Source organism: Mesorhizobium sp. B2-3-11 (assembly GCF_006442215.1).
In the GTDB taxonomy this organism is placed as follows: domain Bacteria; phylum Pseudomonadota; class Alphaproteobacteria; order Rhizobiales; family Rhizobiaceae; genus Mesorhizobium; species Mesorhizobium salmacidum.
Genome location: NZ_VFVS01000018.1, coordinates 116,614 through 132,013, shown reverse-complemented (window position 1 = coordinate 132,013; position 15,400 = coordinate 116,614). Strand labels below are relative to the sequence as shown.

The 15,400-nt window shown below is 63.0% G+C and carries 13 protein-coding genes; 1 reads left to right on the top strand and 12 read right to left on the bottom strand.

What is annotated here, in order from left to right:
- Window positions 1-18: 18 nt before the first annotated feature.
- Window positions 19-735 carry an XRE family transcriptional regulator gene (locus FJ960_RS22880; protein ID WP_140507935.1) on the bottom strand — a complete coding sequence of 239 codons (717 nt, stop codon included), beginning with the start codon at window positions 733-735 and terminating at the stop codon, window positions 19-21.
- Window positions 736-993: 258 nt separating this feature from the next.
- On the opposite strand from FJ960_RS22880, the gene FJ960_RS22875 reads away from it, so the two are divergent.
- Window positions 994-2,352 carry an NAD(P)/FAD-dependent oxidoreductase gene (locus FJ960_RS22875; protein ID WP_140507933.1) on the top strand — a complete coding sequence of 453 codons (1,359 nt, stop codon included), beginning with the start codon at window positions 994-996 and terminating at the stop codon, window positions 2,350-2,352.
- Window positions 2,353-2,371: 19 nt separating this feature from the next.
- Here the strand turns inward: FJ960_RS22875 and FJ960_RS22870 are convergent, their stop codons facing one another.
- The 11 genes from FJ960_RS22870 to FJ960_RS22820 all read right to left on the bottom strand — a co-directional run bounded on the left by FJ960_RS22870 (window position 2,372) and on the right by FJ960_RS22820 (window position 15,207).
- Window positions 2,372-4,354, bottom strand: coding sequence for an ABC transporter permease subunit (locus tag FJ960_RS22870; protein WP_140716954.1), 1,983 nt, complete (start codon window positions 4,352-4,354; stop codon window positions 2,372-2,374).
- Complete coding sequence (locus tag FJ960_RS22865; protein ID WP_140507929.1) at window positions 4,351-5,421, bottom strand: glycine betaine/L-proline ABC transporter ATP-binding protein; 1,071 nt, start codon at window positions 5,419-5,421, stop codon at window positions 4,351-4,353. The genes FJ960_RS22870 and FJ960_RS22865 overlap by 4 nt, the downstream gene beginning before the upstream one ends.
- 76 nt (window positions 5,422-5,497) lie before the next feature.
- A complete protein-coding gene (locus FJ960_RS22860) occupies window positions 5,498-6,472 on the bottom strand; it encodes an ABC transporter substrate-binding protein (protein ID WP_027142272.1) in 975 nt (324 codons plus the stop codon).
- Between the two features lie 437 nt (window positions 6,473-6,909).
- Window positions 6,910-7,674: an SDR family oxidoreductase gene (locus tag FJ960_RS22855; RefSeq protein WP_140507925.1), complete on the bottom strand. Its 765-nt coding sequence runs from the start codon at window positions 7,672-7,674 to the stop codon at window positions 6,910-6,912.
- Window positions 7,675-7,732: 58 nt separating this feature from the next.
- On the bottom strand, window positions 7,733-8,317 hold the full coding sequence (locus FJ960_RS22850; protein ID WP_140716952.1) for a hypothetical protein: 585 nt from the start codon (window positions 8,315-8,317) through the stop codon (window positions 7,733-7,735).
- Window positions 8,318-8,417: 100 nt separating this feature from the next.
- Window positions 8,418-8,600, bottom strand: a complete 183-nt coding sequence (locus FJ960_RS22845; RefSeq protein WP_246672905.1) for a hypothetical protein — start codon at window positions 8,598-8,600, stop codon at window positions 8,418-8,420.
- The gene (locus FJ960_RS22840; protein WP_140716950.1) at window positions 8,597-9,703 is read right to left on the bottom strand and encodes a mandelate racemase/muconate lactonizing enzyme family protein; all 1,107 of its coding nucleotides are present in this window, start codon (window positions 9,701-9,703) and stop codon (window positions 8,597-8,599) included. Before FJ960_RS22840 ends, FJ960_RS22845 begins: the two co-directional genes overlap by 4 nt.
- A 34-nt stretch (window positions 9,704-9,737) precedes the next feature.
- Window positions 9,738-10,430 carry a GntR family transcriptional regulator gene (locus tag FJ960_RS22835; RefSeq protein ID WP_140716948.1) on the bottom strand — a complete coding sequence of 231 codons (693 nt, stop codon included), beginning with the start codon at window positions 10,428-10,430 and terminating at the stop codon, window positions 9,738-9,740.
- 188 nt (window positions 10,431-10,618) lie between these two features.
- A complete protein-coding gene (locus tag FJ960_RS22830) occupies window positions 10,619-11,770 on the bottom strand; it encodes an efflux RND transporter periplasmic adaptor subunit (protein ID WP_140716946.1) in 1,152 nt (383 codons plus the stop codon).
- Between the two features lie 15 nt (window positions 11,771-11,785).
- Window positions 11,786-14,962, bottom strand: coding sequence for a multidrug efflux RND transporter permease subunit (locus FJ960_RS22825; RefSeq protein ID WP_140716944.1), 3,177 nt, complete (start codon window positions 14,960-14,962; stop codon window positions 11,786-11,788).
- Complete coding sequence (locus FJ960_RS22820; RefSeq protein WP_027142279.1) at window positions 14,956-15,207, bottom strand: hypothetical protein; 252 nt, start codon at window positions 15,205-15,207, stop codon at window positions 14,956-14,958. The genes FJ960_RS22825 and FJ960_RS22820 overlap by 7 nt, the downstream gene beginning before the upstream one ends.
- Window positions 15,208-15,400: the final 193 nt, after the last annotated feature.

Below are 15,400 nucleotides of genomic sequence, written 5' to 3'. Positions count from 1 at the left end.
GTGGGGGAGATCGGCCACTTACCCCGCACTATTCTGCGGATAGCAAATAATCGACAAATAGCGCATCGGCAGCTTCGTCAGTTGTTCGGGCCCGTGCGGTGCGTCGGCGTCGAAGAACAGGCTGTCGCCAGGCTTCATCGGATAGAGGTTGCTGCCGTGCCGGTAAACGACCTCGCCCTCGAGCATGTAGAGGAACTCCATGCCCTCATGCTGGAAAGTCGGGAACACGTCGGAATCCTCGGTCAGCGTGATCAGATAGGGCTCGACGACGACGCCGCTGGTGTTCGAGCCGATATGGCCGAGCAGATTGTATTGGTGGCCGGCGCGCGTGCCGCGGCGTTCGACATCGAGGCCTTGGCCGGCCTTGACGAAGACAGCACTTCGCTCCTCCTCGAAGCGGCGGAAGAAGGCGGTGACGGGAACGCCGAGCGCCCGCGACAGCGCCTGCAAGGTGGTGAGCGACGGCGAGGTGATGCCATTCTCGATCTTCGACAGCATGCCCAGCGAAATGTCGGTGGCAACCGCGAGATCCGCGACGGTGATGCCGAGCTTCTTGCGGAAGGCCCGCACCTCGCGGCCGATCGCGACCTCCAGCACTTTTTCGCGGGTGTCGCGAATGGCGTGCGGGTTTTGTGTCAGTGGCGCGCGGATGGTCCTGCCGTCCGCCGACACTTTCGGTGACGGTTTTGCCTTTGCGCTCGCGGGAGCCTTGGTATCCGAAATTGCCTTTGCCATGTGCCCCCCGATCGTCAGGATTTATTTCACTCAAGGTGAACATGTCAGGTGCCGGTACAGAGCGCAACCGCAACGGCAAGTCATCTTATGTCGCACACGGCAGTGCAGCCATCGCGGCTGCCGCAGGTTTTTCGCCAGGAATCCGCTGTGCGCAAATGCCGTTCCCGCAGATGTCTGTTGACAGCACCAAGCGGCCAATTACTGTCACTGCCAGTGAAATTTGTTTCGCTGGGGAAATCAAAAAAGAGGAGGCTCGGAATGAACACTCGCGTTGCCGTTATCGGAGCCGGACCGTCCGGTCTGGCCCAGCTCAGGGCCTTCAAGTCGGCCGCCGACAAGGGCGCCGACATTCCCGAGATCGTCTGCTTTGAAAAGCAGTCCGACTGGGGCGGCCTGTGGAACTACACCTGGCGCACCGGCCTCGACGAACATGGCGACCCCGTCCACGGCTCGATGTACCGCTACCTCTGGTCGAACGGTCCGAAGGAATGCCTGGAATTCGCCGACTACACGTTCGAGGAGCATTTCGGCCGGCCGATCGGCTCCTATCCGCCGCGCGCCGTGCTGTGGGATTACATCAAGGGCCGCGTCGAGAAGTCGGGCCTGCGCAAATGGGTGCGCTTCAACAGCCCGGTGCGCATGGTCACCTTCTCCGACGAGACGAAGAAATTCACGGTTACCGCGCATGACCGCACCAATGACGTGACTTACTCCGAGGAGTTCGACAATGTCGTCGTCGCTTCGGGGCATTTCTCCGTGCCCAACGTGCCCTATTTCGAAGGCTTCTCGACCTTCAACGGCCGCATCCTGCACAGCCACGATTTCCGCGACGCCATGGAGTTCAAGGGCAAGGACATCCTGATCATCGGCCGTTCCTATTCGGCCGAGGACATCGGCTCGCAATGCTACAAATACGGCGCGAAATCGATCACCTCCAGCTACCGCTCGAAGCCGATGGGCTTCAAATGGCCCGAGAATTGGAAAGAGGTGCCGCTGTTGCAGAAGGTCGTCGGCAAGACAGCGCATTTCAAGGACGGCACGACCAAGGATGTCGACGCCATCATCCTGTGCACCGGCTACCTCCATTCCTTCCCCTTCCTCACCGACGATCTCAAGCTCAAGACCGCCAACCGCATGTGGCCGCTGGACCTCTATGAGGGCGTCGTCTGGGAGAAGAACCCGAAGCTTTCGTACATCGGCATGCAGGACCAGTTCTACACGTTCAACATGTTCGACGCGCAGGCCTGGTTCGCGCGCGACGTCATCATGGGCCGCATCAAGTTGCCCTCGGCGGAGGCGATGGCGGCGCATGGCGCGAAATGGCGCGCCCGCGAGGAAACGCTCGAGGACGCCGAGCAGATGATCTGGTTCCAGGGCGACTACACCAAGGAGTTGATGGACCAGACCGACTATCCCGGCTTCGACGTCGAGGCGGTCAACCAGACCTTCATGGAATGGGAACACCACAAGGCGGAAGACATTATGAGCTTCCGCGACCACGCCTACCGCTCGCTGATGACCGGCACCATGGCGCCGCTGCACCACACGCCCTGGCTGCAGGCGCTGGACGATTCCATGGAGAGTTACCTTGAGGTGAAGGGCGTCGCGGCGGAGTAGCCGCGGCGCATCTTCCTGACTATCCGAGCCTTGCCCGCGCCTTCGCCGTCCAGGCATTGAACAGCCGGTCGGCGACGATGCCGATGAAGGCGATGGCCAGGCCCGCGACGATGCCGCGGCCGGAATCGGCCTTCGACAATGCGATGAACACTTCCTGGCCGAGGTCACGCGTGCCGACCATGGCGCAGATGATGATCATCGCCAGCGCCATCAGGATGGTCTGGTTGACGCCGAGCGTGATCTCCGGCAGCGCCAGCGGCAGTTGCACCCGAAAGAAGGTCTGGCGCGGCGTGCAGCCCGAAACCTTCGCGGCCTCGATCAGCGCCGGCGGCACCTGCCTGATGCCGTGGTTGGTGTAGCGGATTGCCGGCACCACGGCGAAGGCAACCGTGGCGATCATCGCGGTGACGTCGCCGACACGGAACAGCATCACCACCGGAATGATGAAGCAGAAGGACGGCAGCACCTGCAGCGTGTCGATGATGGGCGTGACGATCTTTTCGAAGCGGTCGCTGCGCGCCGCCGCAAGCCCGATTGGAATGCCGATCAGGCAGGCGATGAAGGCCGATATGCCGCAGAGATAGACCGTCGCCATGGTCTTTTCCCAAAGGCCTGTGATGGCGCAGAAGGCGGTGAGTGCCGCGACAAGCGCGGCCAGCCGCAAACCTGAGAGCTGGTAGCCGGCAAGGCTGAGCAGGAACACCGCGCCCAGCCACGGAAATCCCTCGCAGAAGGCGCGCACTGGATTGAGCACATTGAGGATCAGCGCCACCCGAAACGCTTCGATGAGGTCGAAGAAGTTGATCGTCACCCAGTTCACAGCCGCTTTCCACAGTGGTGCGGTGGTGAAGGTGATCGCCTTCGGCACGGCCGCGAAGGCCGGCACGAACAGGCCGAGCAGCGTCGTGACGACAAGGATGGCGATGGCCAGCGTCAGATTGGGGTAGCGCCGCCAGAAACGCGGGCTCGCGGACGACCGGTGGACATTGCCTGTTGCCTGCTTGTGGGCGATGGCCTGGCTGAGCCGGTCGAGCGCGATGGCGAGCGCGACGATTGCGAGTCCGGCTTCCATCGCTTCGCCGACCTTGAGCGCGCGCAGGGCGAGCAACACGTCGTAGCCAAGCCCGCCGGCGCCGATCATCGAGGCGATGATCACCATGTTGAGCGCCAGCATGATCACCTGGTTGACGCCCACCATCAGCGTCGGCCGCGCCGACGGCAACAGCACGCGCCACAATTTCTGTCGCGCCGTGCAGCCGGCCATTTCGCTGAAATCGTCGATCTCGGACGGCACCCGCGATAGGCCCAGCATCGTTGCCCGCACCATCGGCGGCGTGGCGAAGATGGCGGTGGCGATCATCGCCGAGACCGGGCTGTTGCCGAACAGCAGCAGCATCGGGATGAGATAGGCGAAGGTCGGGATGGTTTGCATCAGGTCGAGGGCAGGGGAGACGACGAACCGCTCCGCCCACGGCTTGCGCCACGCCCAGATGCCGGCGAATAGCCCGGTGACGATGCAGAACGGCACGGCGATCGAGATCAGCGCCAGGGTCAGCATGGCGCTGGTCCACTGGCCGAACAGCGCGATGTAGAGGAAACAGCCGCCAACCAGCAGGCCGAGTTTTCTGCCGCCGGCCGCATAGCCGGCAAGGAACGCCGCCGCGCAGACGCCAACCCAGGACAAACGCGGCAACACGAAAGCGTCGGCGCCATGGCCGAACTTGAAATTCTTGGCCAAGAGATTGAGCGCGAAGTCGAGCGGCACGTCGAGCATCGCGGTGACCGAGCGGGTCAGCCAGGACAGGTTCGACTTGATCCAGCCCATCAGCGCGCTGACCCAGTCGGCGACGGGGACGACCGCCTCTACCGGATAGTTGACGGCCCATGGCAGTTTGTCCTGAAGCAGGAACACCACCTGCACGGCGGCAAGCGCGAGCACCCAGATCACCATCCACCGCTGAATTGGTGGCCTTGTCTGGCTGGCGCTTGCCGTCACCGTCATGCGCCGGCTCGCTCGATGCCGGCCAGCAGATCGATCACCGCTTGCGGCGTCACTTCGCCGATCGGCGTGCCGGTGCCGTTGATCACCGCGAACGGTTTGCCGACGGCAACGATGCTGGCGGAAAAACTCGCTATCTTGGCCCCCGGCGCCACGGTGCCGCCATGCTCGGCGCCGTCGCAAGCGCGCATCAGGCTGCGCGCCGAGATGACCTTGGCGCGGTCGACATCGCGGGTGAACTCGGCGACATAGTCGGTCGCCGGATTGACCACCAGTTCTTCCGGCGTGCCGATCTGGATCACCTCGCCGTCCTTCATGATGGCGATGCGGTCGGCGAGCCTGATCGCCTCGTCGAAATCATGGGTGATGAACACAATGGTCTTGTGCAGCATGGTCTGCAGCCGCATCAACTCATCCTGCATTTCGCGGCGGATGAGCGGATCCAATGCAGAGAACGGCTCGTCGAGAAACCATATCTCGGGCTTGGTTGCGAGGCTGCGGGCGATACCGACGCGCTGCTGCTGGCCGCCCGACAATTCGCGCGGGTAGAAATGTTCGCGCCCGCGCAAGCCGACAAGTTCGATGACCTCGCGGGCGCGCGCCTCGCGTGTCGAACGATCCTGCCCCTGGATGCTGAGCGGGAAGGCGATGTTGTCGAGCACGTTGAGATGCGGCAGCAGGGCGAAGTTCTGGAACACCATGCCCATGCGGTGGCGCCTGAGTTCGATCAGCGCGGCATCGGAAATCTTGAGCAGGTCCTTGCCTTCGAATTCGACCTTGCCATGTGTCGGCTCGACCAGCCGCGACATGCAGCGCACCAGCGTCGATTTGCCGGAGCCCGAAAGCCCCATGATGATGAAGATCTCGCCCTGCCGGATTTCGAGGTCGACGGCGCGAACCGCACCCACCAGCCCGGCCGCCGAGACGTCAGCCATGCTGGCCTTGCCGTCGCGCTCGCGGATGAAATCGGCGGCGTTCGAGCCGAACAGTTTCCAGACATTACGGCAGGCAAGTTTTATCGGGCGGGGATTCTTTCCCGCGTTCGATGCCTGTTCACTCGCTTCCGTCATTCAGTCGTCCTTCTGGAGCATCGGGAATTGAGACCCGGCTGATATCAGCCGGGTCTCCCTTTTCCAGTCGGAGCGATCACTGCGCCCAGGCTTTCCAGTCTGCCTCGTGGGCGGCGATCCAGGCGGCGGCAACGTCTTCCGGCGTCTTGCCGTCGAGGTCGATCTCGCCGCTCATCTTGTTCAACTCGTCGGTATCGACCGTGTAGGCCTTGGCCACCTTGTAAGCGACCGGCCATTTGTCCTTCATGCCGTTCCAGGAGTATTTCCAGATCTCGCCATGCGGCTTGCCGCAGTCATATTTGGCGTCCGGGTTCACGCCCCATTTCGGGTCGTTGTAGCATTCGGGCGTGTATTCCGGAAATTGTACCCATTCGCCCTTGTATTTTGCGGGCGCCCAATGCGGCGAATAAATCCACAGCATGATCGGCGCCTTGCGCTGATAGGCGGAATCGAGTTCGGCGAACATCGCCGCATCGGTGCCGGCATGGATGACGGTGAAGGGCAGTTTCAGTGCCGCGACGCGTTCGTCGTCAAAACCTTCCCAGGTCACCGGGCCGCCGAGGTAGCGCCCCTTCGGCGCCGTTTCGGCGGTCGAGAACGATGCCGCGCAGGTGGCGTCGAGCAGCGCGTGCCAATCCGGCAAGGTCGGGCACTTTTCCTTCATGTATTCGGGAAACCACCACTCTTCCTTGGCCTTGGGCCCGAGCTTGCCCAGCCTTTCGGTCTGCCCCGTGGCGTCGGAAGCCTTCATGGCTTCGCCGGCGGTGGTGTCCCAGAACTCCAGGCCGACATCGATATCGCCATTGGTGAGGCCGGTTGTCAGGCTGGAGAGATAGTCGGCGGTCGGGTATTCCACGGTATAGCCGAGCTTTTCCAGGATGCCGCCGAGGATCTTGGCGTTGAGGTTGACGCTGGTCCAGTCGAACAAGGCAATCTTGATCGGGTCGTTGGATTCCGGTGCCGCTGCCTGCGCTGTTGGCGTCAGCACACTTGCCGCGGCAAGTGCAAAAGCTCCCATTGAGAATTTCGAAATCACACTGCGAATTGGCATTGCTTGGTTCTCCTTCAAGCTGTGACGATTGTTGGTCGTTCCCTTTTTGCGTCTTTTCTTGATTGTGTTGGAAAGGCCGGCTGTTGCGCAAGGCCGTTATCGCCGGCGCAGGCGCGGCGATGCTCGATTTCGGTGATGACGGACGCTGCCGAGGCGGGCAATCTCATGGCCGATCGATCGCCGCGACGGCGATCCGCGGATCAATTGCCAGTCCTGCGGCGCCCTGCAAGGTGCGAGCCATCAAGGTCCCATGATCCCGAGCATTTCCGGCGGGAATTGCTCTCGGCTGTAGCCCTAGCAAGCCCTGTCTCGCCAGCGCTGTTTCATAGGATGAAATTATATATACCAACGTTCATGCCGCGCAACGACTAACGCCACGCTCGCGCCGGAATTTCAGACCGCAGGCGAAGCCGGCGGGACATGGCTCGCATGTCCCGTTACCAGCAGACGTAGCCGCCATCGACGATCAGGTCGAGGCCGGTGACGAAGCTCGACGCCCGGCTGGCCAGGAACACCGTCGGCCCGACCATTTCCTCCGGCGCCGCCATGCGTCCCATCGGCGTGTCGCGTTTGAAGATCTTCACCTGTTCGGCCACCTCCGGCCGTTTGTTCATCGGCGTCAGCGTGTAGCCCGGGCTGACGACATTGACGCGCAGCCCACGATCGGCCCATTCCATGGCGAGGCTCTTCGACAGATGAATGACCGCGGCCTTCGAGGAATTGTAATGCGCCTGCGTCAGCCCGCGATTGACGATGGTGCCCGACATCGAGGCGATGTTGATGATCGAGCCCTTGCCCCGCGCCAGCATCTTGCGCGCTTCGGCCTGGCAGGACAGGAACACACCGGCGACATTGACCTCGTGCACTTTCCGCCACTTTTCCAGCGGCAGTGTCTCCGCTGGTTCCGAGCCGGCAATGCCGGCATTGTTGACGGCGACGGTCAACGCACCGAGTTCGGCTTCGATGCGATCAATGGCCGCCGCGAGATCGCTGTCCGAGGTCACGGTGCCGGTCAGCACCAGCGCCCGGCGGCCGAGCGCGGTGATCCGGTGAGCGGTTTCGTCCAGCCCGCCGTTCGACGTATGGCCGAAACAGGCGACATCGGCGCCTGCCTCGGCCAGCCCGATCGCGATTGCCTGGCCAATGCCGCTGCCGGCACCGGTGACCAGCGCGACATCGCCCTCCAGTTTGAAAAGATCCATTGCCTTGCCTCCCTTATCAAGGGAGGTTATGCGCATTGCCGTCCTTTGATCAATCTCATCAGAAATCGCAAGCCTTTGGGCGCCGGTCACTGGACCAGGCCCTGAGCGGCACGGGCTTGAACTTGCCCTTGATCGGCTTGCCGTCTTCAAGGTCCTTGGAGACGATGCCTACGCCTGTGAGATAGTTGATGTCGCAGCCGCCGAGCGTCGTCTTGACGCCATCCGACGTCTGCTGGTTCCAGTCCCAACTGCGGCTGTAGCTACCGACCAGGAATTGGCCCCGGCGATAGACGATCGTCATGGTTTCTTCTGTCGACTTGCTGGCGCCGCATCCGAAGCAGGACGTTATCGCCAGCGATCCCTTGCCCTTGGTTTCAAGGTCGAGGACCCGATCTTCCGTCAGTCCTTTCCTGACGAAATCGGGGCGACGCGAGGAATCGAGCTTCTCCTCGCCGGTTGCCAGGTAAATATAGAGATCGGCCGGCGCACCAAGCTCCTGCACCACCCTCGCCCGATCCATCTTGCCGTCCTGGTCGATATCGAGCTTGAGCTCGAACGCTGGCGGACTTTCGGCAAATGCCACTGCGGGCAGCGCGACGAGGCCAACGAGCCAGGCAAGGGCCGCATGATGAAATGCCGTCATGAGCAGTCGTCCGCCGTGGGTGTTCAGCCTAACACCGACCGGGACGGAGGAAAATACGAAACGCAGGCAGACCTCGAGTGCAATCGACTGCGTGACGGCTTCAGAAATATCCGTCCGAGGCGCGGGTGCGGTCGTTTATCGACTGCACGCCGGTCCAGAAGGGCAGGCACACATGTTCGGCACCGGCAATGTCGATGGCGTCGCGGCCGACCAGCCGTTGGGAGAGCACATCATTGATGATGACGACCGCCGCCGGCGTGGCCTTGATGCTGTGGGTATTCACCGGCCGACCTCGAAGAACAGCTTGCCGAGCAGGTCGGGAACGACGTCGATGCCAAGGCCTGGCCCGGCGGGAATGCCCATGCGGCTGCCGGTGACCGGCGGCGCGTTCGACGCGGTGCGCACCGTCACCCATTCATGAAAGGCAATCGCGTGCAGCCGGCGCTCCTCCGGCGTCGACAGCGACAGATGCGCCATGGCGGATGTATCGATCTCGGCGCCGCCGGTATCCTCGACCGTGATCATGAAGCCGAGGTCGACGGCGACGTCCCGGATCAGGCGGGTCTTGGTGACGCCGCCGAGCCGCGAGATCTTCAGCGTCAGTCCGTCGGCCGCGCCGAGGCGATGGATTTCCAGCATCGCCTCGAGCGAAGTGACGGATTCGTCGAGCACCATCGGTTTGTCGAGCATGCGGCGCACCGACATGTTCTCGTCGATGGTCGTGCAGGGCTGCTCGAACGTATAGTCGATCGCCCGCGTCGCATCGGCGAACTGCCGCGCCTGGTAAGGTGTCCAACCGGCATTGGCGTCGCAGAAAATCACAGTGCCTTTCGGCACCGAGGCGGCGACCGCGGTGACGCGTTCGATGTCGTCATGGACATTGCCGCCGACCTTGACCTGCAGCCGGCTGAAACCGTCCTCGACGATGCGCCCGGCAAGTGCGGCCATTTGATTGACCGTGCCATGGGTAACGACCTTGTAGAGTTCCGCCGTGTCGCTTTCCTTGCCGCCAAGCAGCGTCACCAGCGGCACGCCGGCGGCGCGCGCCGCCAGATCCCAGCAGGCCATGTCGAGCGCTGATTTGATGTAGGGATGGCCCTTGAACACGGTGTCCATCAGCCGGCCGATGCTGGCCAGCCCGCACGGGTCCTGGCCGACAAGATGCGGTGCGATCTCCGGCACGCCGGCTCTTGTGCCGGCGGGGAAGGCGGCCGAGTAGAAATTGCCGAGCGGCGCCATCTCACCCCATCCGGTGATGCCGCTGTCGGAGGTGATGGAGACGATCACGGCGTCGAAGCAGTCGGCCACGCGTCCCTTGGACATGCGATAGGGGCCGTCCACGAAGGGCTGCACGACGTGAAAGGCTTTGATGGTTTCGATCTGCACGTGGGGTATCCATTATCCGCGATGAGGGAAGGGGTCAGGCGCCTTTCGACGGACGCCTTTCGAGGCCGCGCGCATGGGCAAGAAGCTCTTCGAAATCGAGGTCGATATGCTCGCGGGCATGGCGCTGGGCGGCACGCATGTCGTCGCCCTTGAGCAGCGCCACATAGGTTTCATGGATATCTTCGGCCGGCACGGGTTCCTTTCGCGCCTGTAGGTGCAGGGCGAAGTACATCTGCAAACGGCTGGTCAGCCTTTGCCAGGTTTCCAGGAGCACCGAATTGTCGGCCCATTCATGGATCAGACCATGCAGTTGCAGCGCGGTTTCGATCTGCCTTGTGGTGTCGCGGTCGCGGGTCGCCTGTTTCACCGCCTCATGCCGCCGGTCAAGCTCTTCGAAGAAACGCTGGTCGCGCTGCTTCCACGTCCGTTCGATGGCGAACTCGTCCAGCACCTTGTTGAGCGAATAGGCGTCGTCGATGTCCTTGGCGGTGACATTGATGACGAAGGTGCCGGCATAGGGGATGCTGGTCAGGATGCCTTCCTGCACCAGCTCGCGCATCGCCTCGCGCAGCGGCGCACGGCTGACCCGCATCTGTTCGGAAATCCTGAGTTCGTTGAGCTTCTGGCCGGGCTCGAGCTGACCAGTCAGGATCGCGCGCCGCAGCAGTGCCACGATTCCGGCGCGGCGCGTCGTGTCGGTAATCGGGCTGAACTCCGTCTTCACCATCCGGTCCACTCCAGCGAGAACAGAAGGCAAGACAATCAGATTGTCGACAATCTAACAAGAGCTCGTGGTCTATTTTTCGGTTTACGGCGTCGCCGACGTGGCGGCTTTGGTCGGCCTGCTCGTGAAAACGGCGCCCGCGACCCTGGGAAAGGGTCGAGGGCGCCGCGGAAACCGGGCCTGCGGGGGAGTCAGGTAGCCGGTTTCTGTGGGAGGGGCGAAATCGGCATTCCGGGGCCGATCTTCTGCAGGTTGCCTGTGATCACCTGGTCGCCTTCGGCGACGCCGCTGAGGATGGCGACCATATCGCCGCTGGTCGGCCCGAGCGAAACCAGCCGCTGGTCGACCGTATTGCCCTTGCCAACGACGTAGAGATATTTGCCGAGCTGGCTTGATCCCAGCGCGACCTGCGGCACCAGCAGCGCATCGGGCTGTTGTTTGACGTGCAGCCGCACGCGAACATACTGGCCAGGCAAGAGCGTGAACTTGGCGTTGCCGATGGTGGCGCGTGCGGTGATCGTGCCGGTCGAGTGATCGATCGTGTTGTCGATAAAGGTGAGCTCGCCCTTCTGGTGGGCTTCGGTCTCGCCCGGCAGCAGGACCTCGACCTCGATCGGGCCGGCAGCACGCGCTTCCTCGATTTGCGCCAGATCCGTCTCGCTCGGATTGAAGGTGACGTAGATTGGATCGAGCTGCACCAGCGTGTTGAGCACGGTGCCGGCAACGCTGACCAGCGTTCCCACGGAAGCCTGGTTGCGGCCCAGGCGTCCGGGGAACGGCGCGTGGATTTCAGCATAGCTCAGATTGAGCTCGGCCGTGCGCACGGCAGCCTGGTTGAGCGCCAGCGACGCCTGCGCCCCGCGCAAGGTGCTGGTGCGCTGGTCGAAGCTGTCCTTGTCCAGGTAACCGCTCTTGGCGAGCTCGGTACCGCGGCCGAGATTGGAACGCGCATAATCGAGCGTCGCCGTATCGCGCTGCACCTGTGCCTTCGCCTGGTCGAGCGCGGCCTGGAAATCGTCAGGCGAGATCTTGTAGAGCAGGTCGCCCTGCCCCACGTCGGCGCCGTCTTGCGCCGTCTGTTCCTGCAGGTAGCCGGGGACGCGCGCCTGCAGCGTGATGCTGCGGATCGGCTCGGTCCGCGCGGCATAGTCGAGATAGATCGGGATCGTCTTCTTGACCACGTTCGCCACCGGCACCGGCATGACGAACGCTGCTGGGGCCGGCGCCGCCCCCGCCGTGCCGGCATTCAGGCTGATATTGCCCATGTCCAGCAGGTGGACACTGGCAACCGAGATCGCACCCAGCGCGACAGCCGTTCCCAACGCGATTTTCCATTTACGCATGATCATTCTCCAATCTTATTCGGCCGCTTCCGCCAGGGGAGGGAAGGCGGGTTTGGCCGTTGGTTCAGTGTGTTGAGAGGCGGGCTGGTCGCCGCCGCGCCGTTCGCGCAGCTGTTCGATGACCGCGTAGAAGACCGGCACGAACACCAGCGACAGGATGGTCGCCGCGACCATGCCGCCGAACACGGTGGTGCCGATCGACTGACGGCTGGCGGCACCCGCGCCGGTGGCGATCATCAGCGGCACCACGCCGAGAATGAAGGCAAACGCGGTCATCAGGATCGGCCGCAATCTCAGCCGAGCGGCCTCCATCGATGCCTCGACGATGCTGAGGCCTTCCTCGCGCCGCCGTCTTGCGAACTCGACGATCAGGATCGCGTTCTTGGCCGCCAAGCCGATCAGCATGACGAAGCCGATCTGCGAATAGACGTCGATCTGCATGCCGCGCACCCAAAGTGCGGCGAACGCGCCGAACAGGGCGAGCGGCACCGCCAGCAGCACCATGAACGGCATCGCCCAGCTCTCGTACTGCGCCGCCAGGATCAGGAAGACGAAGACGATGGCGAGGGCAAACACAACCGACGCGATCGATCCCGCCTTGAGCTCCTGGAAGGTGATGCCGGTCCATTCGAAACCGAAATCCCTGGGCAGCGCGGTGGCCGCGGCCCGCTCCATGGCGGCGACCGCCTGGCCCGACGAATAGCCGGGCGCGGCGCCGCCATTGATGGTGGCCGAGGCGTTGTTGTTGTAATGCGGCACGGTTTCCGGGCCGACGAACGGCACCAGCTTGCCCAGCGTGCTGAGCGGCACCATGCCGCCGGAAGCATTGCGTACATAGAGCCGCGAAATATCTGCGGCACCCGCACGTGAATCCTTGTCGGCCTGGATGGTCACCCGGAAGGTGCGGCCAAACAGGTTGAAGTCGTTCACGTAGAGCGAGCCGAGATAGATCTGCAGCGTGTTGAAGACATCGGGCAGGTTGAGGCCGAGCAGCTTCGCCTTGGCGCGGTCGAGATCGTAGTTGAACTGCGGCGTCGAGGTCGAGAACGGCGAGAACAGCTGCTGCGGATTGATTTCCGGCTGCTTGCGCGCCTCGGCGATCACCGCTTGCGTGGCGTCGTTCAGGGCCGTGCTGCCGCGGCCGGTGAGGTCCTCGACGACGAATTCGAAGCCGCCCGTGGTGCCGATGCCGGGGATGGAGGGCGGATCGAAGGAGAGCGCGAAAGCCTCCGGGATCTGCATCAGCTTGCCGCGCACGTCGGCGACGAGCTTGGAGGCGCTCTGGTCGGGGCCACGCTCTTCCCATGGCTTGAGGATGGCGAACTCGACCGCCGAGTTCGACTGCGCCGCGCTGGTCAGGAAGTTCAGGCCGCTGATCGAGCCGACGATGTCGACGCCGGGTGTCGCCTGCAGGATGTCGCGCGCCTTTTGTGCCACCGCATCGGTGCGCTCCAGAGAAGCCCCGTCGGGCAGTTGGATGACGACGAAGAAATAGCCCTGGTCCTCGACCGGAAGGAAGGTCGAGGGCAGCTTCTGCCAGACGAAATAGGTGGCGACCAGACCGGCCGCGAACAAGCCGAGCATGATCCAGCGGAGGCGGATCAGGAAGCGCACGCCATGGGCGTAGGCATGCGACAGTTTGTCGAAACCCGTATTGAACCAGCGGAACAGAACAAACTGCGTCTCGCCGCGATGCCGTAGGAAGGCAGCGCTGAGCGCGGGACTGAGCGTCAGCGAGTTGAAGGCGGAGATGCCGACGGAGATCGCCACCGTCAGCGCGAACTGGTTGTAGAGCTTTCCGGAGACGCCGGGAATGAAGGCAACCGGCACGAACACGGCCATCAGCACGGCGGTTGTCGCGATGATCGGACCCGTGACCTCGGCCATGGCGGCTTTTGTCGCCGCCAGTGGTTTCAGTCCGGCCTCGAGCTGTCGCTCGACATTCTCGACCACGACAATGGCGTCGTCGACGACGAGGCCGATCGCCAGCACCATGCCGAGCAGCGAGAGCATGTTGAGCGAGAAACCCATCATCTCCATGATGACGAGTGTCGCCACCAGCGACACCGGAATGGCGATGGTCGGAATGATCGTCGTGCGCCAGCTCTGCAGGAAGATGAACACCACCGCCACGACGAGCACCAGGGCTTCGCCAAGCGTGATCAGCACGTCATGCATCGAGGCCGAGACGAAGCGCGTCGTATCGTAGTGCATCGCATAGTCGACGCCCTTGGGGAAACGGGCCGACAGTTCCTGCATCTTGTCCTTGACGCGCTGCTGTAGATCGAGCGCGTTGGAGCCGGGCATCTGATAGACGGCGAGCACCACGGTCGGGTCCTTGCCGAAGAAGGCCGAGGACGAATATTGCAGGGCGCCAAGCTCAATACGGGCGACGTCGCGCAGCCGCACCAGCGAACCCGTATCCGTGTTGGCACGCACGACGATGTCGCCGAATTCCTTGGGGTCGCTCAACCGGCCGACGGCGTTGACCTGCATCTCGAAGGCGGTGCCGGCGGGCGCCGGCGACTGGCCGATCTTGCCGGCCGCCACCTGGACGTTTTGTTCGGCGATGGCGTTCTGGACGTCGACGGCGGTGATGCCGAGATTGGCGAGCTTGTCCGGGTCGAGCCAGACGCGCATCGAATAGCGCCGTTCGCCGAAGATCTGCACGTCGCCGACACCCGGCAGCCGCTTCAGCGGATCCACCACCTGCAGATAGGCAAGGTTGGAGAGCGCCACCGGGTCGACGGAATGGTCGGGCGAGGTCAGGTTGACGATCAGGACGAAGTTCGGGTTCTGCTTCTTGATCGTCACGCCGCCCTGGTTGACGATCGCCGGCAGCGACGAGGCCGCCTGAGAGACGCGGTTCTGCACGTCGACGGCTGCAGTGCTTAGGGAATAGCCGACATCGAAGGTGACGGTGATGGTCGACGAGCCGTCATTGGAGCTCGTCGACGACATGTAGGTCATGCCTTGCACGCCGTTGATCTGCTGCTCCAGCGGCGTCGTCACCGTGTCTGCCACCACTTGCGCGCTGGCGCCCGGATAGTGGGCGCTGACCACGACCTGAGGCGGTGTGATGTCGGGAAACTGCGAAACGGGCAGCAGGAAATAACAAATCGTCCCGGCGAGCACCATGATGATGGCGATGGCCGAGGCGAAGATCGGACGATGGATGAAGAAGTTTACCACGACACACACGCCTCTCCGGCCGCTCTTGCCCGCCCGAAGGCGCTGGCGACCCTGGACAATTGGCCGTGCCCGTTACGGGACCCTTCCCGTGAACGCAGCAACGGCACTTCGCGACGCTGCCCATCGGCGAGCGAGCGCAACATGTTCTCGAAGGCGCGGGGGTCGACCCCATCTGCTTTCATCACCAGCCGGATCATCGGATCCCGGACGGCTTCATCTATGGTAAGATCGCGGCGCTGTGGCATTGGCCGGCTCCTTGTCTGTCGATTCGCAGCCTATGCTCGCGAACCGTTTTTCATCTCTTCACCGGCCGAAGCCGCATGATTGGCAGTCTTTTCGTCCATCTCGATCTGGTAAGACCAGTTCACGACCTTGTTATTGACGACGGACATTATAGGTGTTACCAGTAAGTAACATTCTGGAAGTTACAGACCGGTA